The 19,016-nt window shown below is 47.1% G+C and carries 11 protein-coding genes; 3 read left to right on the top strand and 8 right to left on the bottom strand.

The window, feature by feature from the left end; translation table 11 throughout:
• Positions 1-217 precede the first annotated feature (217 nt).
• Positions 218-2,173: a hypothetical protein gene (locus RIM23_RS18155; RefSeq protein ID WP_446368555.1), complete on the bottom strand. Its 1,956-nt coding sequence runs from the start codon at positions 2,171-2,173 to the stop codon at positions 218-220.
• 454 nt (positions 2,174-2,627) lie between these two features.
• Positions 2,628-4,583: an iron uptake porin gene (locus RIM23_RS18150; protein WP_446368554.1), complete on the bottom strand. Its 1,956-nt coding sequence runs from the start codon at positions 4,581-4,583 to the stop codon at positions 2,628-2,630.
• Positions 4,584-5,391: 808 nt separating this feature from the next.
• Here RIM23_RS18150 and RIM23_RS18145 point away from each other — a divergent pair.
• Both RIM23_RS18145 and RIM23_RS18140 read left to right on the top strand, forming a co-directional pair.
• On the top strand, positions 5,392-5,604 hold the full coding sequence (locus tag RIM23_RS18145) for a DUF2839 domain-containing protein (protein ID WP_446368553.1): 213 nt from the start codon (positions 5,392-5,394) through the stop codon (positions 5,602-5,604).
• A gap of 338 nt (positions 5,605-5,942) precedes the next feature.
• A complete protein-coding gene (locus RIM23_RS18140) occupies positions 5,943-6,326 on the top strand; it encodes a DUF1815 family protein (RefSeq protein ID WP_446334487.1) in 384 nt (127 codons plus the stop codon).
• Positions 6,327-6,482: 156 nt separating this feature from the next.
• Here the strand turns inward: RIM23_RS18140 and pdhA are convergent, their stop codons facing one another.
• Entirely contained in the window at positions 6,483-7,514 is a 1,032-nt protein-coding gene (pdhA, locus tag RIM23_RS18135) for a pyruvate dehydrogenase (acetyl-transferring) E1 component subunit alpha (protein ID WP_446368552.1), read from the bottom strand.
• A 264-nt stretch (positions 7,515-7,778) separates the two neighbouring features.
• Here pdhA and RIM23_RS18130 point away from each other — a divergent pair, with 264 nt between their 5' ends.
• Positions 7,779-10,112, top strand: a complete 2,334-nt coding sequence (locus RIM23_RS18130) for an IMS domain-containing protein (protein WP_446368551.1) — start codon at positions 7,779-7,781, stop codon at positions 10,110-10,112.
• A 38-nt stretch (positions 10,113-10,150) separates the two neighbouring features.
• Here RIM23_RS18130 and RIM23_RS18125 read toward each other — a convergent pair whose 3' ends face one another.
• The 5 genes from RIM23_RS18125 to RIM23_RS18105 all read right to left on the bottom strand — a co-directional run bounded on the left by RIM23_RS18125 (position 10,151) and on the right by RIM23_RS18105 (position 18,775).
• On the bottom strand, positions 10,151-11,881 hold the full coding sequence (locus RIM23_RS18125; protein ID WP_446368550.1) for an iron uptake porin: 1,731 nt from the start codon (positions 11,879-11,881) through the stop codon (positions 10,151-10,153).
• Between the two features lie 185 nt (positions 11,882-12,066).
• Entirely contained in the window at positions 12,067-13,872 is a 1,806-nt protein-coding gene (locus RIM23_RS18120; RefSeq protein WP_446368549.1) for an iron uptake porin, read from the bottom strand.
• A gap of 487 nt (positions 13,873-14,359) precedes the next feature.
• A complete protein-coding gene (locus RIM23_RS18115; protein ID WP_446368548.1) occupies positions 14,360-16,567 on the bottom strand; it encodes a PhoX family protein in 2,208 nt (735 codons plus the stop codon).
• 637 nt (positions 16,568-17,204) lie between these two features.
• Positions 17,205-17,873 carry a phosphate signaling complex protein PhoU gene (gene phoU / locus RIM23_RS18110; RefSeq protein ID WP_446368547.1) on the bottom strand — a complete coding sequence of 223 codons (669 nt, stop codon included), beginning with the start codon at positions 17,871-17,873 and terminating at the stop codon, positions 17,205-17,207.
• 218 nt (positions 17,874-18,091) lie between these two features.
• The gene (locus RIM23_RS18105; protein WP_446368546.1) at positions 18,092-18,775 is read right to left on the bottom strand and encodes a TetR/AcrR family transcriptional regulator; all 684 of its coding nucleotides are present in this window, start codon (positions 18,773-18,775) and stop codon (positions 18,092-18,094) included.
• Positions 18,776-19,016 lie beyond the last annotated feature (241 nt).

Genomic DNA, 19,016 nt, shown 5'->3' with positions numbered 1-19,016 from the left:
CCGACTGGAATTCTTTTGTAGTCCTCTTTAGACGACTTGAGCTTTTGGTTCCTTGGGTTTAAACCCAAGGCTATTTTTTTGGACCCCCATTCGACGATCGCAGGGGTTTGTAACCAAACCCCTACGGCGTGGTGAGGATGTCAATTAAACGACATAGATAGGTAGGGGTATCGCTACCCCTACACCTATCTCAGAAGCACTTATTCCTTAGCCGCCTTTAACGCTGACCAGGCATCCGTCCGCCTTCATCGTTACTACCACCACGGGGTGCAGAGTTACCAGGGTCTCCACCTTCTGGACCATTGCCAATCCCTTGGTTGAAGTTGCGATTCATATTACCCTGCCCTTGGTCATCGTCATCGTCATCGTCATCGTCATCCATCTCATCATCGTCATCGTCATCGTCATCGTCATCCATGTCTACATCCATGTCATCATCGATGTTGGTATTCTCATCTTCCATCTCCATCGCGGTATCATCTTCATCGACAACGGTGTCGAGTTCCTCATCGGGAATCTGCCGCAAACCAACCAAACCTGGGAAGCAACGACTGCTCGGACCAACCATCTTGTAGCCTTGGCGAGCCACAGCCACACCGCCACTAGTACGAGTAGCGATCAGATAGCGACTACCGCTACGCTCTGTATAGTTGACCCTTACTCGTCCTTGAGCAGCACTAGCGCTGGTGAAACGGATAGAGTTAGAGATTTCGTATTGAGTTTCCGCTGTACTGGAAGTGCCAGAGAAAGCAATCAGGTTCGTATTTGCTGAGCTAGCATCTGCTGTGGCTGTCGTACTCGCTGATGCTGTAGCAGAGGCGGTAGCTGAAGCCGAGGAAGTCGATGAGACTTGAGATTGTCCCGAACCATCTCCTGTGAACACGATGAGACTGTCGCCACTGCGGAAATTAATTTTGTTGTTGTTCTCGATAGAGACAGTGCTGCCACCGAATGTGATGTTACTAACATTTAGTCTTGGACCGCCACAAATCACACAGACTAAATCGATGTCATTCTCATCGTTGGGATTTTCATAGTCAAAGTCAAATCCCTCGTCAACGTCTGTATCGACATCATCAATATTGCTGACCCCAGCAAAAGCGCGGAAACTAACGCTTCTAGCTTCACCTTCGACTTTAGCGCCATCTTGCTCAAACTTGAACTTGGTTCTGTCACTATCGCCAGTGCTGGTGAAGGCGAGTCCATTGGCACTAAATACAGAAGCAAAACCAGAGATTTCTCCCTCGTCTTTCCCTTTAATCTCGAAGCGGTCTAAAGCAACGTCAGTATCTATACCTGACCCTTCAATCTTAATTTCCTCTAAATCTGAGAGAGTTGCATCGACAATACCGCCTTCACCTTTAATCTTAAATTTGAACTCTTGGGTTGTGCCGGAAGAGCCAACCGTCTGAATCTCAAATTTCTGGTTGGCGTTACCAACAAAACTGATTTCCTCAGTAGTGCTGTCATATAAGTAGTTACCAGCCGCCAAATCTTCCCCTTCAAACTTAAACTTAATCCGCCGCACTAGAGCGCTTTGACCAGAAGCAGGAGGCATCGTGCTACCACCGCCACGGAACTGTAAAGTTGGAGCCAGGTCAATCAGACCACTGTCTAGACCTGCTTCAAAGTCACCAATCTGTAATTCTCCACTAGCGGCAGCAAAACCACTCGTAGATACGGTAACATCTTCAAGACCGGGCAAAAACACGGGTGGCGCATCACCAACCATCTCAGGTGAAATCAGTGAACCCGTCAGGTTAAGGCTTTCAGTAAAAGAATCGAGGGTAAAGTTTAAAAGGGTGTCCCTTCCTGAGAAAGTCACCAAACCGCCATTTTGAGTGAAGGCAATACCCGAAAGCCTGCCTTTAAGCACACCCGTATCACCTGCATTCGGCATACCATCGCCGTTATCCGTGAAACTGGCAGCAGTGGGTACAAATTGAGAATTAGTAGTTACCCCGTTCGGACTTTCAATGCGGAGTTGCTGAACAGTGGCATCAAACAGCGTCACATTACCGGCGGCATCTTGACTGGGTACAAAAAACCCGGCTTCACCTGCAACTCTACCCCCGGTGACTTCAATTTGTGCTTCAGCCGCCGGGGAAAGTAAAACAGCAAAGCCACCAACTAGACCCAAACCAACAATGTAGCGAAGTGATTTTATCATCATCTTGAGACTCCATCCGTGAATGAACTAAATGAACAGAGGTATTCTCCTGGCTTCGGTATCCAACCCCCACTATAGGTTTGTCTTGATTTAATCCTGACCAGAGTCAGATCACGAAGTAGTAGAGGTTAGAAAAGGGAAAAAGTACCCAAAGACTGCTTTGCCAGGTCAGTGTATCCGTCGATTACACAATGCAGGTTACTGGTTATTTTTTCAGCCTTTCCTGAAACAAGACGCCTCCCATTAGGGTCAGTTCCCCTATAGGGGCATCTTTACAGAAGCTTTATAAAAAAACTCAAATCCAGACTTGGCATACTGTTTAGCCTCAACTATCCCAGTTTCCCTGAATTGGTTGTGGAACCAAGAGTCAGTCTTTTCCAGCGAGATTATACAAACATGAAATCTCATGGTTTTAAACGACTGACTCCTGACTCTTAACCCGAATGTCTTTTCCTACCTAGAAGGTAAACGTCGTGCGAATTGCACCAATCGTGATTGTGTCGTTGTCGTCGTTATGCAAAGGATTGAAAATCACAATCACCCCAGGAGTGATGCTGATATTATCTGCCACTTGCCAACGGTAGAACGCTTCGACATGGGTTGTCGTGTCCGGTTGATCACCAGGTTCAGCAAAAAAGTTGCCCTCAGTCAAAAAGCTAGGAACGTTTCTGCCATCTGGTAAATCACTGTCAATAATCCGGGGAGGTTGACCGACATAAAGTCCGCCCATATTCCCTTCGCCAAACAAGTCGGGGAAATTCAGGAATGCCATCCAGTTGAAGGTTTCCACTTCTCCATCATCACCTTTAAAGTCGGAAATCGTATAACCTGCCCATCCACCAAAGGTAATCCGGGATGTAGCTCGCCACTCTAAACCAGCTCCAAAAGCATTCGTATTAATCGGCGCTCTGCCATTGATACCACGCAGCACCACCTGATCATCTCCAATACCAGTTCCTAATCGTCCAAAGGGAGAATAGGCATTAATGTATTGAAGCGACAAGTCTATGGTATCGATGGGAGAGACAACTAACTGTGCACCTGCTGAGGTTTCCCCATTGTCTCCACCAAAAATGCCATTATCCACATCTGCTGGTGTACTTGCTGAATAGACGCCCTGCAAACTCAGGCGAGTCGCAATTTGCCAGTCAAAACCAATACCACCACTGCCATTGCCCACATTAATAACCGGGTTACGTTGGGCAAAGCTAGATAAAGGTCCAGAACCTGCACTTTCAATTCGGTTGACTCCCCGGAAGACGTTAACTGGGTTGACCCCTTCAGGTCCAACAATCACAGCAACATTCCTGCCGATTAGCTGACGATAGTTGAGGTCAGTCAGTTCTAAATCATTATCATTGTCCCCTTCATAGCCCAAGCGTACAAAGTTCCCTAACGTATTGCTAAAGGAAGGACTATTATTACCATTTCCTGCTTGGAAACTGGTTAACAATAGACTGCGAGGACTCAATTGGGTAAACAAGCTCAACTGTAAGTTGTTAATTAACGTGACATTGGTGTCTTGATCCGTTAATTGGCTAGTGGCTAATTCAAAGTCATTATCGTCGCTACGCCCCTGAACCCCCAAAATCGCTTGCCCAAAGATTTTAGTCGTCGTCGAGAACTGATTATCCTCTAAAAAGGCAGTTCGACCTTCCAAGTTATCCACCCGCGCCCCTAGGGTAGCGATTTCTGCCTCAAACTCTAGCACCAACCGTCGCAACGCCTCTAAATCCCCGGTGGGAAACTCGGAACGACCTGCAATCAACCGCTCAATTTGCTGTAAACAAGCATTCAACCCAGCGGCAAATTCATACCGGGTCATCGCCCGATTGCCACGAAACGTGCCATCTGGATATCCGGCAATACAACCATACCGTTCCACCAGACTCCGCAGTGCTTCATACGCCCAGTCTCCGGGAGAAACATCTCTTAACTGAGACACGCTAGTCACTTGACCCATCGGGTCAGATTCCTCGACAGCCTCTAATGGATCAACGAATAGAGGATCAGGAACAGTGGGATCACTTGCCTCTTCCATGTCTGGCAAGGCTTGGGCTAAGTCTTGGACGTTGGTGTCCTCAAAGGCTTCCTCAGACTCAATCAGGGAATCCGTTGGCGTTATCATCCCAACTTCATGGGTGGCGGATACTGCTTGTTCAGTCGTAATGTCTGCTTCAGTTCTTGGGGAGACTATCTCAACCGGAGAAGTTGCTAGTTCCGTTTCAGTTGACGGAGATAGTCCTGGGTCTACTCCTGAGGTTTCCGTCAGCCGAGCCAAATCGGTCTGCTGCTGATCTGACGATTCAACAGGCGTTGCTTGCGCGGCACAAAAGCTGGTTACCCAGCAACCCACAGTAGCAAATATCAAAGCTGATGACGCTGTTTTTCCCAAACGTGCATAAGTCGTCATGGTTTTATAACTCCTCACAAAAACCACACTCGCCCTCGATTTTAACTATAAATAAGAGACAACGGTCAATTAGCTCTTTATTCCTTGATCAAAGCTAAGTTTTCCTGTTGGAGACAGGGAACAGGGATCAGGAAACAGGGAACGGGAAATCAGTAATTATTGGTATCTGTCGGAGTACGACATGTCTTACCCCGACTCGGGTTAAAGTCGCTGCGTCAGTTCTAATTTCTCAGCTTGATTGGCATCCGATCGCTGTTGGGCTGGATTCTTTCCCGTTAATAAAAGTTAACGAAGTTCAGAACTTATCAGTCTTTGTGTAAATAATTAGGTGGTAAAAATTAAAGTCAGGCGGCGGGGATCGCCATACTCAAGGGAGCGAGAAGCAAGCTACGTCTTATTGTCAGGGTTTGAGGACTATTTACAGAACTGGTGGAGAGTTGGGTTTATTTCCACCAACTACTTATGTCAGTCTGCGGGGCATCGAACCCCTCGACTGGCACTCCTGTAACTTCCCGCCTTGAATCACGGGGTTTCTCGGAGGTTTCCGGATCGACTATTGATGAAAAATAATTATTAACTTAATGACGGTTGAGTTCCGGATTGGCTCAGGATTTCTAATCTAACGATCCCCGATCCGGGGGAAATTGTCAGAATTACTTGTCATTTCGTAAACAAATGCCAACCAAATCTCAGGAATAGCGCTAAGATCGAATTCATTTATACCCCGTCTAAGTTGAAAACTGGAGATTCTCGTCGAGAAAAACTACGGGTTTCAAGGTAGATGCGGTTTAGTTGAGGAATGCAAGGAATGGGTGAAGCAAAACGTCGTAAAACTGCACTTGGAGACAAGTATGGTCAAGAGGCGAGACTCTTCCCCTGGCTCCCGATTACTAAAAGTCAGGGTGAGGAGTTCGTCAAGCTGACGACTAAGGGCGCTTGGATTGGCATCGGCTTTCTCGTACTCTGGTGGCTAACCGTGCGCTTTGTGGGACCGACATTTGGTTGGTGGCAAATCGATTAGCCAATTCCCACCGATGGACTAGGCAGAAATGGTATCAGATTGAGTACCGCCATTGTTGCTACTGATACAACTGATTAGGAATTTGTATCGGATAACTTGAGGATTGTCCCCAATGACTTGAGCTATCTAGAGAGCAACTTTTCTGAAGTGGGCTAGAATCGTGAAGCTGGCTCGTCAAGCTAGAATCACTCAAGTCCCTAACCCTGTTAGTCAATTTGAGGAATCAGCACAACTCAGGATTTGTTCATGTTTTGCACTGACCCCTCCCAAAACAGAGTCTTAAATCCTTAAGAAAGTATAAAATCTAATATTCTAGGAAAGGTGTTTGGAGGATTAACGTGTTCATAAGACTTGCAGAGCAACATCGCCAATTTGTCCGAGATTTAGTTATGAATCTTCAGGCTTTGGCGATCGTGCTAGAAAACCGAGGCTATTTGGCATCTTGCTATACCTGCGGCAATCAAATGAATAGTGCCTCATTTATGGTCAGTCTGGGCGATAGTCACCTGATTCGTTTTTTGGTCTCCGATTACGGGATCACTTGGACGGAGATGCGTGACGATCGCGAACTGATGAAGCTAGAAGGGGCTGAAGCGATTAGCCAACTTCAAGATCTAGCGAATCTGGTCAAGTACCAAATTCAACCGTCTTCTGAGCTTCGTGGTACTTCAGCGCGATCGCCAATTACCTCTTTTCGCGAATCGATGGAAGTGATTGGTTGAGAGGCTGAGTGTTTGGAACATCACCGTTTCCTTGTCTCAAGGCAAGACTCCAGGTAACGCGAGGCGAGGGGTTAAATGAGATGGTAGAAAAATTTAATGCCCTCTTGCCTCTGACGTTTACCGATTAATCGTTAACAACGGCTCGTTACTTATACCTCAATCTTCGGCAAAAATATAACGATACAACTCACTCTTGTCGGGTTCTGGACTGGTTTGAGCAAACTGTACCGCATCATTGAGAACCTCTTGAATACGATGGTCGATCGCCTTGAGTTCTTCAGCGTCGGCAAGATTTTGCTCCTTCAGGTAAGCTGCTAGCTTTTTAATCGGATCGCGAGTCAGCCAAAATTCCTTTTCTTCTGAGGTGCGAAGTTCATCGGGATCGGCTAGGGAGTGACCTCGGAAGCGATAGGTGAGGGCTTCAATTAAGGTAGGACCTTCACCTGCACGGGCACGAGCAACGGCTTCTTGGGCTACAGAGTGCACCGCGAGGACATCCATCCCATCGACTTCAATTCCTGGCATCCCAAAAACACTGGCTTTCTTGTAAATTTCCGGCTGGGACGTTGCCCGTTCATGTGCCATGCCAATTGCCCATTTGTTATTTTCTACAACATAAATAATCGGCAATTTCCATAAGGCTGCCATGTTCAAGCATTCAAAAAACTGACCGTTATTGCAGGCGCCATCGCCAAAAAAGCAAGCTGTAACTTGATCGGCATTGGGATCACCCAAAGCGTCACGATGATATTTTGCCGTAAATGCTGCTCCTGTGGCAACGGGAATCCCCTCTGCAACAAAGGCAAAACCGCCGAGGAGATGATGGGGTTGTGAGAACATATGCATCGAACCCCCACGTCCTTTAGAGCATCCAGTGGCTTTGCCAAATAACTCTGCCATCACCTCCCGTGCTGGCACGCCTGCGCTCAGAGCATGGACATGATCGCGATAGGTGCTACATACATAGTCATAACCCTGGCGCATTGCCCGAATCACCCCGGTGGAAACAGCTTCTTGACCGTTGTAGAGGTGAACAAAGCCAAACATTTTGCCCCGGTAATACATTTCAGCGCATTTGTCCTCAAACAAGCGCCCCAAAACCATATCTTCGTAAAGCAGTAATCCTTCGTCTCTGGTAATTTGACCGTCTTGAACTTGAAACTGAGGTAACGTCCGTTCCTGAACCATGGCGAATCGAGTATCCTTGCAGCAATTACTATACTGGTATTTTGTTCTCAAAACTCAAAACTATTTTTCAGTTAGGATGGGCGAGTATTGCTAGAATGACTACTATGTTGGGGATACTATAGATTACTATACTTCAACGACCTCATCGTTTAAGATGGCAGGGATGGCAATTAGGGATGCGGCTTTCTCCCCAAAGTCAAACGATGGGGTATCCGTCGCAAAATCAGGATGAATTCAGTTGTTGCAGCGCTGGGGAAGTGAAACGTGCGAATTCCGCTCGATTACTACCGAATATTAGGACTGCCGATCCAGGCGACATCGGAACAGCTTCAAGTAGCCTATCGCGATCGCACTCTCCAACTTCCACGTCGGGAATATTCGGAAGTGGCGATCGCATCCCGCAAAGAGTTGCTGGATGAAGCCTATGGGGTTCTGTCTGACCCGGAACAGCGCTCAACTTATGATGCCAGCTTTCTGGAGAAAACCTACAACCCTGAACCTAGCCCCTCTGTGTCCCGAGAATCAATCGTCTCTGGGACTCAAACAACAGCCACGGATAGGATTGATCCAAATAATCCCAGTCTAGATATCACCAAGGAACAATTTGTTGGCGCTTTGCTGATTCTGCAAGAACTTGGGGAATATGAACTCGTCTTACAGCTAGGACATCCCTATTTGCAAAGTCGTGACAGCATCAGTTTGGATAAAGGTCACTTAGGAGACCCGCAACTGGTGCGACCTGATATTATCCTGACTTTGGCGTTAGCTTGTTTGGAACTGGGTCGGGAACAATGGCAGCAAGGTCGTTACGAAAATGCTGCCTTGTCTCTAGAAACAGGTCAAGAATTACTTCTGAGTGAAGGATTATTTCCCACAGTGCGGGGCGAAATTCAAGCCGATCTCTACAAGCTGCGCCCTTACCGCATTCTGGAATTATTGGCATTGCCCGATGAAAATATTGCCGAACGGCGTAAGGGTTTACAACTGTTGCAAGATATGCTACAGGAGCGGCAAGGAATTGACGGCAGTGCGGATGACCAGTCGGGACTGAGTATTGATGACTTTTTGCGCTTTATTCAGCAGTTACGGGGGTATCTAACGGCGGCTCAGCAGCAAACCCTATTTGAGGCAGAAGCCCGCCGCCCTTCAGCCGTCGCCACCTATCTGGCGGTTTATGCTTTGATTGCCCGGGGATTTGCCCAGCGCCAACCGGCTTTAATCGCCCGGGCTAAACAAATGCTCATGCGTTTGGGTCGGCGTCAGGATGTGCATCTCGAACAAGCCGTTTGTGCGCTGCTACTGGGTCAAACGGAAGAAGCCAGTCACGCTTTAGAACTGAGTCATGAATACGAACCGCTAGCATTTATTCGGGAACAGTCTCAAGGCGCTCCTGATTTGTTACCAGGATTATGCCTGTATGGAGAACGATGGCTGCAAAATTCCGTATTTCCGCATTTCCGAGACTTGGCAGAACAAACAGCCTCGTTGAAAGATTATTTTGCCGATGAGCAGGTACAAGCCTATTTAGAGCAGCTACCGGAATCGACGCCAACTGCTAATAATGAATGGTCAGTGACGGCTCAGAAAAAAGCCTACACCACAGCAGCATCCGCAGGTCGGAGTAACGGTCATTCCCGCGATCGCGAACCGGCAATCGTTGGCTCATACAGCACTAGAGAGCGGGATCTGGCATCTCAAGCCGGGAGTTTGGGAACAGGGAGCCGCACCTCGGTATCGGGTGTCTCGACGTTACCCACAAGCCCACGGGTTGCTTCCCCAACAAGTCGGGTTGGGGAATCGGCGACTCAAGCCATCAATGCTTCTGGGGATTCATCAGCAAACACGGCGCTCAAGTCACCCCCTTCAGGGCGTCCATCCAAAGTCCGCTCAGAAGCAGAAGCCACTCGAGTGCGTCCTGGGTCTGGGATATCCACTCCGTCTGCTGAAGGACATCTGGATCAATCCCCTCCAGGACGCCTGCAACAATTACCTGAGCGCCGCAAGGCGACTCAAAAAAACCGACGCTCTATTTTGCTGGTTATTGCCGGATTAGTGGGTGTGGGATTATTCGGGTGGTTGGTAATCGCTTTGATCCAAAACATCCGCCAAAGTTTCTCAGCGCCAGGCTTAGAAGGTGAACAGCCAATGGTAGAACTTGCCCAACCTCCTATTCCTATCCCCGAACCCGGTAGCCAGTTGATGGCACCAGGCGGTCCTTTGACTCAAGATACAGCACAGCAAGTGATTCAAACCTGGCTTTCGACGAAATCTCAAGCCTTTGGGCAAGATTATCAAATTGATCGATTAAATCAAATTCTAGCCGAGCCGGTTTTATCTGTTTGGCGGCGACGGGCGCAAACCAATCAGCAACGGAATATTTATGCTCAGTACAATCACCAGGTTAAAGTAACATCCGTGCAAACAAATCCGGCTAATTCTGACCAAGCCAAGGTACAAGCGGCGGTCAAAGAAGAAGCCCGCTTCTATCAAGACGGTGAGATTACTCAGGGACTCTCATACAATGAAAATTTGCAGGTTCAGTATGAGTTGGTGCGTCAGGACGGTCAATGGTTTATTAAAGATATGGCGGTAAGGTAGGTGTAGAGACGTTGCAGGCAACGTCTCTACACCTAGGATTAGAAACTAAAGGTTGTGCGGATTGTGCCTACCCAAATATTATCATTTCCATCATCATGATTGGGATTTAAAATCACATAAGCTCCTGGTGTAATCAGGATATTATCCGTAAGCGGATATTGATACTGCGCCTCAATTAAGAAAGATGTATCTTCATCTTCATTACCACCATCAACATTAGTCAGTTTAGGTGGCATTCCTCCCATAATCGAAAGTGCTGCACCCTCTTTACCTAAGTCCAGAAACGACACGTTTGCCACCCAAGTCCATAAATCAGCATTATCCCCTTCTCTGGCACCCGCTTCAGCTTCCGCATCAATATAACCGCCCCAACCGGCGAGATTAATCGTCGGTGTAAGTCGCAAACTTCCTTGGATGCCAAAGCGTAAAGCTGAAGTAGCGATTTCGCCGAATGGTTCTTTTGCCCGTAGACTACCTGTGCTACCAGAAAGGTTGACATCTTCACCGGGATAGTAGGAATAGCCAAAAGCAAACCCTAAATCTAATTTTTCTCCCAGGGCCAGATTCAATTGAGAAATGGCGGTGAAGTCTCCATCAAAAAGCCCATCCTTATCTGCCGGACTGTTACTTTCACCTGTCAAATAACCGAGATCTAAACTCAGTGAATCGCTAAACTTAATATTGGCACCCACACCTTGCTCAGCATTAGTCCGGAATACAAAAGGATTGCGGCGATTAAACCGATTTAAAGCACCTGTGCCACTACTTTCGAGAATAGGGTTGTGGATTTCTGCGATGTCATTGAAATCAAAGCCATTAGCACCTACAAATAGCCGGATATTATCGCCTACTGGGAAGCGGTAGTATAAATCATTGACTTCAACATCATTATTTGAAGCCGCTTCAAACCCCAAGCGAGCCATTTCTGTGCCAGTCGCTTCATCAAATTCAGGGGTATTTCCCGCTTGTAAGCGAACTCTCAAGCGGTCTTCTCCCGTGAAACTGGTATCAAAGTTTAAACGAGTCCGGTGACTTAAGGTGATATTGTCTTCAATATCTTCGCCGCTATTATCAGCCTTTTCATCACCAAATGCGCTACCCAAATTGAAAATAACTTCCCCTCGCAGCTTGGTGGTGGTAGAGAACTGATTATCTTCCAAGAACGCCACGCGCCCTTCTAGATTATCAACTCGTGCGCCTAGGGTTGCCAATTCGGCTTCAAATTCCTGAATTAACCGCCGCAGGGTTTCTAATTCTGTACCATCAGGAGTATCCCCAACCATTAACCGCTCAATTTGCTGTAAACAAGAATTCAAACCAGCGGCAAATTCATAACGGGTTAAGGCGCGATTACCCCGATAGGTGCCATCTGGATACCCAGCAATACAACCATAGCGCTCCACTAAGCTACGCAGTGCTTCATAAGCCCAATCCCCTGGAGAAACGTCTCGCAACTGACCCACGCTAGTTACTTGGTCAAGGGATTCGGTGTTATTTTCACCACTGTAGCGTTGGATTTGTTCTAATAGTTCACGATTAGGATCAGCCGTCGTGTTAGTCGGACTCAAGTCAGGGCTGACATCGGAAGCGATTTGTAGAGAATCAATCTCTACTGACATTTCAGATAACGGGTTATTGAGTTTAACGGTTGATTCGCTAGTGGCTGTTTGGTTCGGAACCGCCGCATAAGCGTTGCTAGTGACAAACAAAGATAGTCCGAGTAGGGCGGGACTGATTTTAAGCGTTTTCCAGACAAAAGTTGATTTCATCAAATTTTTCTCCTTACACCGAATTACCTTAGATACTCTGCAATAGTGTTCGCGGTTAGACTATACACGATTAGGACAACTATTGAAAATTCATTGTATTAATAAACGGTAAAATTAATCCGGGTACAGCATTGCTGTACCCCAAGGCTAAATCATGCAACTAGTCAACGACAGTTGCAACCTGCTTAGAAAGTAAAAGTCGTGCGGATAGTGCCTACCCAAATCTCATCATTTGCATCGTTATGTTCTGGGTTGAAAATGACAAAGGCGCCAGGAGTGATGGCAATATTGTCCGTCAGTTCATAGCGATAGAAGGCTTCGAGGTGATAGGAGGTGTCGTTGTTTTCACGACCAGCAATATCGTTATCGGTCACCTTAGGTGGCATACCGAATACAACACCCAGCTTGTTCCCCTCACCGCCTAAATCTAGCAAAGCCAAGTTAACCGCCCAGTTCCAAATATTGGCATCAAATCCTTCAGTAGCTTCTGCTTCAGCCTCTTGATAACCGGCCCAACCACCAACAGAAAACCTGCCAAATGTTACATTCGCTTGTAGTCCGTAGGAATCGACTGAGGTAGCCAGACCCTCAAATGGATCAGAGGCAAAGACACTTCCCGTACTGTTTGTAACGTTCACCTGACCGCCATTGTAGAAGGAGTGCAGATAGGTTGCTGCTAAGGAGATATTCTCAGTCGGATTGAAGACAACCTGACCTAAAGCAGAATAATTGCCGTCAAATAGACCATTTTTCTCAGCAGGATCACTGCCACCACCATCAACAATATAACCGGCTGACACAGATAAGGCGTCGCTTACGTTAAACGTTGCGGTTATTCCTGGACCATCAGTCTCAGAGCGGTAAATTGGGTTGAAGCGCCCAAAGCGGGAGATAGAACCACTGCCACTACTGTCAAAGTAGGGGTTGACTACATCGATAATGGTATCTTGGTACTCAGCTCCGGTGGCGTCAATTTGAACCAGGAATTTTTCACCGATGGGGAAGCGATACCACAGCTCATCGATTTCAACATCGTTATCGTTATCACCATCAAAGCTTAAGCGGGTCATGTTCGTCCCCGTTAAACCTCTGTTAAATGACGCGATATTTGCTGCTTCTAAACGAGTTCTCAGTCTGTCTCTTCCCGTAAAGCTGGTTTCAAAGTTCAGACGTACCCGATCGCCTAAGATGACATTAGTATCATTATCACCACCACCAATACGATCGCCGAAGGTATCAGCCAGGGCAAAGATGACTTCCCCTCTCAACTTGGTCGTCGTCGAGAACTGGTTGTCTTCCAAGAACGCCACGCGCCCTTCCAGGTTATCCACCCGCGCACCCAGGGTTGCCAATTCCGCTTCAAACTCCTGGATTAACCGCCGCAGGGTTTCTAAATCACGACCATCAGTACCATCATCAATTAACCGCTCAATTTGCTGTAAACAGGCATTCAAACCAGCCGCAAATTCGTAACGAGTTAAGGCGCGATTGCCCCGATAGGTGCCATCTGGATATCCCGCAATACAACCATAGCGTTCTACTAAACTACGCAGCGCTTCATAGGCCCAATCCCCCGGCGAAACATCTCGCAACTGACCCACGCTGGTTACTTGGTCAAGATACTCATTCCCTTCATTGCCATAGCGCTGGATTTGCTGCAAAAGTTCCTGATTCGATTTAACCGAGGTATCTCCAGCCGCCGGAACGGGTTCAGGGAAAGTACTATCTGCCAGTTCAAACGTGGGACTAACGGTTACGGCGGGTTGAGGCGTATCCTTTGCTCTTATAGGTTCAGACAGCGTTTGATCATCATTCAACGTGGGACTGATGGAATCTGTCAGTTCAGCTTCTAAATTCATGGTAGCTGTAGACAGACCTGTAGTCGTCAGATGGGAATTTGACTCAGCCGCTGATGTACCGCTAGCAACGAATAAAGAGGCAACCAGCAGGACTGGGCTTGCCTTTAACGCTTTCCAGAAGAGGTTAGACATAATCATTCACAATCCTCACACCTAATTCAATCCAAAACTGTAAAGCAATTGGGCTGAATGAGCAATAGCATTTTGGCTTTTACTCAAACCTATCACTAAATTTACTAATTAACTTTTACCATTTTTGGGGGCTACAAAAGATAAATTTTAAACCAAAAACACTTGGCTGGATACCTATAAAACATTAGAATTATTTATCTAACTCACTACTTGTAGGGGACTCTTCATGAAGAGTCCCCTACTGATGGATAGAGTTGCTGCGTAAGTCCTGATATGAGGGAGGTTTTGATACCAAGTCTGATAGCAGCTTGATTGTCTTGAGCAGGGAGAAAAAGAAAGGGCGAGAGCGAAAGGATAGAAAGGTAGAAGGTGATGATTTCAAATAGCTACGGAGATGATAGATGTGCCATACAAGCGCACCTACTCAATCAATGTTCCAGAGGTAGCCTGGGACTAGAACACTAACGGAATCGCCATTTGGGTTGCTTTATGCCATCGTAATCGGTTGGTTATCCAATCGCCGAATAGCGACAACGGCTGGTAAGGGTGGAGCATTTGTATCTTTAGTGGGCCAGTTGGAACCCAGGGGAACTTGGCGTTCTTGCAGAAATTCTTGCCCATCAGTAGTTTTAATCACAAACTTACGAGTCTCAGCCTTATTGTCATTGCGGATACCGTATTTTTCCCCTGGGTGTTGTATGGCTAGAAATAGGGTTTTTTGATCGGGACTAAAAAAGGGTCCTGTGGTTTCACATTCCATCGGTCCAATGCCAAATAGGTAAGCATTACCCGCCATTGCCCCAAATGTGGGAATACACCAGATCGAATTGTTGCCAAAAATTCCCTGAATATCGGTTTGACTTAAGGATTCACCTTGGTCATCGACACGACTCACCACTGACTTATTGTGCTTGGAGGTAGACAGATCGGTCACCATCCACACATTGCCATTTTTGTCAAATTCTAAATTATCGGGATTAGAAAATCCAGCGCCCCCTTCAGCCGGTTCGCCCCCCATGGCAAAGGATTCCCAGCGAAATGTCATGGCGGCTGGATCATCTTGGTCTTCTATCAGACGCAGAATCCAGCCATATTCCCAAGGACTTTCTCCCTGAGGTCCCCTGAAAACCCGCTTGTCTGGTCCGCCATCTCCCCCGGGACTACCAGAGGTAAAGGCGATATAAAGGGAACCATCAGCTGCAATGTCGGTATCTTCAGGACGGGCGGTGGTGGTAGCACCGGCTGCATTGGCGGCAAAGTGGGCGTCGATTAAAATCGCTCCCTGTTTTTCGGTATCATTACCAAGGTATAGATCCCCCAGTGTGGCAAACTGCTGCTTAAATGCCAAAGCCTCCGCATCGGTTGTCATGTCAACAATGCCTCCCTGGGGACGCTTGGGTAAGGGGACTAAGTTTCCTTCAACGGTGCTGGGTAACACGGGGTTGACTGGGGTACTGGGTGTTAATGCCATCCAGCGTCCTGTCCCATCGGGTTCAAATACAGCCGCGTAAAGCATTCCCTGTGCCATTAAACGGGAATTGGCTTTATCTGTGGGATTTCTAACCCTGTCTTTACTGACAAACTTATACAGATGACCGCCTCGGCGATCGCATCCCGAATATACCGCTAAGGGTTTACCGGATACAACCTTAAACGCCACGGCTTCATGACGGAATCGACCTAACCAAGTATGCTTCGTCCCATAATCATTGGCATCAGCCGGATCAACTTCCACCATCCAACCATATTTATTCCCAGCTAAACCAAAAACATTACCCCGCCCATCGACAAATTGATCGTTAATAATAAAGGGAAGGGTGGCGGGATCAAAGGACGTACCATCGGCGTAAACTGGTTCTGGCACTTGGTCTTGAAAATTTTCCTCCGCACTCAGTACCGTTCCCCAAGGCGTTGTGCCTCCGGCACAATTTTGCATCGTACCAATAATGCGATCGCCTAAGCCATCACTATACCCTTGTCCTTGAGTCTTACGGAAAACGGCGACAGCAGGACCGGTTGCGTTAAGATAGCGATCGTCTTCTAATCCAGAGATTCCGGTAATCCGCCGATCAGCATCAGAATTCGTCCGCATCCATGTCCCATCGGCTGTTCTACGAATTGAAATTACACCCAATCCCTGATCAATCAAACCAGCTTGAGAAATCTGCCGAATTTTAGCTTTCAGGGGATCATCATTGGGCAAAGCAAAGGCGTTAATCTGACCATTACTCTTCGCCGCAACTGCTTTAACCTCCTCGAATGGCAATGACTCACCGATGACTTGAGAATAAGTTTGCATCCAGGTGCCACCGCTAATATATTCAAAATTAATTGTCAGGTATCCTTCATCTTGACTGGTTTGTATAAAGGACAAATAATCATTGTTATAGCCAAAGCGAGAATCCCCCACCTTGTCTCCCCAAGCGCCAATCACGTCGTAAGTAAAGCCTTCTGGCAGTACCAAATCATCCACCACCTCATAGCGGCTATACGCTTCGACTTGTTGCGTCGATGCTACGCGATCGGTTTCTAAAGGCAGCGGACCTGTAACGGGTTTAAAACTCAGATTACCATTGGGGTTAACTTCGGTTAATAAACCAGAACCCTTCTGAGCCGGAGTCCTACAAGAACCCAGTGCTACTGTTCCTGCACTAGCTCCCAGAAATAGCAGAAAATTACGACGTTTGAGAGCCATAGCTCATCATTCCCCCTTTCAGATTTGGGTTTTGTTAGAGGAATATCCTAGAGTAATGCAAGGATATCCTAAAGTGTGCAGGTTAGAAAAGGGTAAGGTTAAGGTAATCTTTGGGTTAAGCTGCTTCTAATAACGGTAAGCAACCCCGGTCTAAAGACAAGGAGCAAAAGCCAAATAAGTTGAAGCTGTGCTTACCAGCCTAAGTCTTAACTGACTACGTTATCGGCAAGCGTTCAAGACCTACCAGCAAATGCGATAGCCAGTTTGCTGCCCTAGAACCGAAAAGTTAAACAGTTTTAAGGTCACTGAAACAGTGCTTTTTGGATAGTTACCGACCGATAACCTTGGCGAGGCTAACTTTACTCGAAAGAGATTGAGGCAACCATACCTCACCGGAGGGGCAACCATACCCCTCCACCCCGAAAGGGGGCATGGGGTTAAAACCGCTACCGCGTGTTCCTCCCTGGTCTGAAGACGCAGGGTTTCCCACAACGGAGAAGTTCTAATGAACAAAGGCGGGTGCAAGTTGTTGGGTTATCCGTGAGGCAGGGCGGGTGCAAGTTGTTCCGTTATTAGTAAAAAGCTAGCGCTAGTTCCTAAACCCGCCCCTACAATCTTCTGCCTCCTGCTTTCTTCTCTAGGAACGATGACCTGTGACAATATAGGTAACTCGTTGACCGATATTGGTCGCATGGTCAGCCATACGCTCGATATGACGAATTGTCAATACTAATAGTAAAATTGGCTCGACCACGCCTTTAATATCCCGCTGATAGGCTAATGTTTGATAAAGATTATCGTAGGCATTATCGACTTTATCATCCAATACTTTAACCGCTTGTCCTGCCGTCGCATCTAAATCCGCTAAAGATGCCAAACTCGTTGCCAGCATAGCTTGGGCATGGTGGGACATTTCTTCAATCTGGGACATACAAGGATGAGGCGGGTAAGCAAATAACTTTACCGAAATCTCCGTTAAATCTTCAGCATAATCACCAATACGTTCCAAATCCCGGATTAGCTGCATAAAGGCACTAACCAGGCGGAGATCTTGTGCCACTGGCGATTGAAGTGTAAGCAAAGAAGCACACTCTATTTCTATATGGCGATAATAGCGATCAATTTGTTTTTCAACTGAGGTAATTGCCTCGATCGCTTCCAGATTTTGGTAAAATAGAGCTTGATGACCAAGGCGGAATGAATTTTCCACCAATGCGCCCATCCGCAGCACATTCTGCTCTAGGCGGTTCAGAGAACGCTTAAAGTGATTGCGATCGCAATGGCGGTTTGTAGAAGATAGACTCACCTCATTTGCCCTAAGACGAATAATTGTGTCTACTACTATTGATAGCAGATCAAGGTTAAATTGTAGTAAAATACTCTGATGGCAAGTGGGGGATTGCAAATTGGGGATTGGGCTCTCGCATTTGCGTTGAGACTTTGGTAGAAAACCGATACATCTGGGCGCAAATGCGAGAACCCCTTGTCTGTTGGCTAGTGTACTGGTGACTAAATGATACCGCCTCAGTCTTTAGAGGAATTTGCTCGTTCCACCGGAGGAGTCTCTACCCTAGCTTCCCCAGCTACCATGAGCTGAATGAGACCATTAACCATGCGATCGCGGTCTAAGGGCAAAATTTCATCCCCCTGTAGGATGTTTTGAATGATCAGGTAATGCACTAGAGATCCGGTAAAAATCCGGGCGGCAACGACGGGATCGGACAATTGGAGTTGGGGTTGGGAGGCTAGGTATAAAGACAGCCGTTCCATGAGGGGTTTGATAATTTCGCGCAGATGGGTTTGAGCCAACTCCGGAAACCGCTCAGACTCACCGATGATTAACCGCATCAAGGTTAACAGTGCTGGATTGTTAGCAAACTCATTGAGTACCGCCGTTGCCATTTGACGCAGAACCTGCTCAGGAGGCGTTTGTAAGTTTGGCTCAGTGGGCAAATTGAGGATAAGCTGACTGTTGTTTTGGGTGAGTTGGTGGATCAAGGCGATAAATAATCCTTGTTTATCTTGAAAGTAGTTATACAGCGTGGGTTTGGACACTCCTGCCGCCGAGGCAATCCGATCCATGCTCGCTGCTGCATATCCATGCTTGGTAAACACTTGCAGGGCACCTGACAAAATTGCTTGGGCTTTATCGGGTTTTTCTGGGTTGGAGAGGTTTGAGAATTGGGATGGAGTGGAACGATTCTTCATTGTTTTGAATTTTGAATGTGTAGGGGCGGGTTTTACAACTATCCCTTGTTCAGTGACCTAGATGTGACTAAACCCGCCCCGAAAGTGCGAGAGTTTTGATCTTGCCTTTGGCTCAGGGGGAATAAGGATAGGTAGCCCGATCCATGTTTTTTATTTTACTAAACGGTTTAGTTGACATTACTAAACCGTTTAGTAAAATATAGACAGGTACAGATAACGCTTTTCTCTGATGGGAGAACAT

Source organism: Coleofasciculus sp. G3-WIS-01 (genome assembly GCF_040223135.1).
In the GTDB taxonomy this organism is placed as follows: Bacteria; Cyanobacteriota; Cyanobacteriia; order Cyanobacteriales; family Coleofasciculaceae; genus Coleofasciculus.
This window is presented reverse-complemented; position numbering and strand designations above follow the sequence as displayed.

What these genes read in the sequence shown, in the direction of transcription:
- RIM23_RS18150 (WP_446368554.1), bottom strand. Translation starts at nt 4,583, where the DNA reads ATGACGACTTATGCACGTTTGGGAAAAACAGCGTCATCAGCTTTGATA.
- RIM23_RS18120 (WP_446368549.1), bottom strand. Translation starts at nt 13,872, where the DNA reads ATGTCTAACCTCTTCTGGAAAGCGTTAAAGGCAAGCCCAGTCCTGCTG.
- RIM23_RS18145 (WP_446368553.1), top strand. Translation starts at nt 5,392, where the DNA reads ATGGGTGAAGCAAAACGTCGTAAAACTGCACTTGGAGACAAGTATGGT.
- RIM23_RS18155 (WP_446368555.1), bottom strand. Translation starts at nt 2,173, where the DNA reads ATGATGATAAAATCACTTCGCTACATTGTTGGTTTGGGTCTAGTTGGT.
- RIM23_RS18125 (WP_446368550.1), bottom strand. Translation starts at nt 11,881, where the DNA reads ATGAAATCAACTTTTGTCTGGAAAACGCTTAAAATCAGTCCCGCCCTA.
- RIM23_RS18115 (WP_446368548.1), bottom strand. Translation starts at nt 16,567, where the DNA reads ATGGCTCTCAAACGTCGTAATTTTCTGCTATTTCTGGGAGCTAGTGCA.
- pdhA (WP_446368552.1), bottom strand. Translation starts at nt 7,514, where the DNA reads ATGGTTCAGGAACGGACGTTACCTCAGTTTCAAGTTCAAGACGGTCAA.
- RIM23_RS18105 (WP_446368546.1), bottom strand. Translation starts at nt 18,775, where the DNA reads ATGAAGAATCGTTCCACTCCATCCCAATTCTCAAACCTCTCCAACCCA.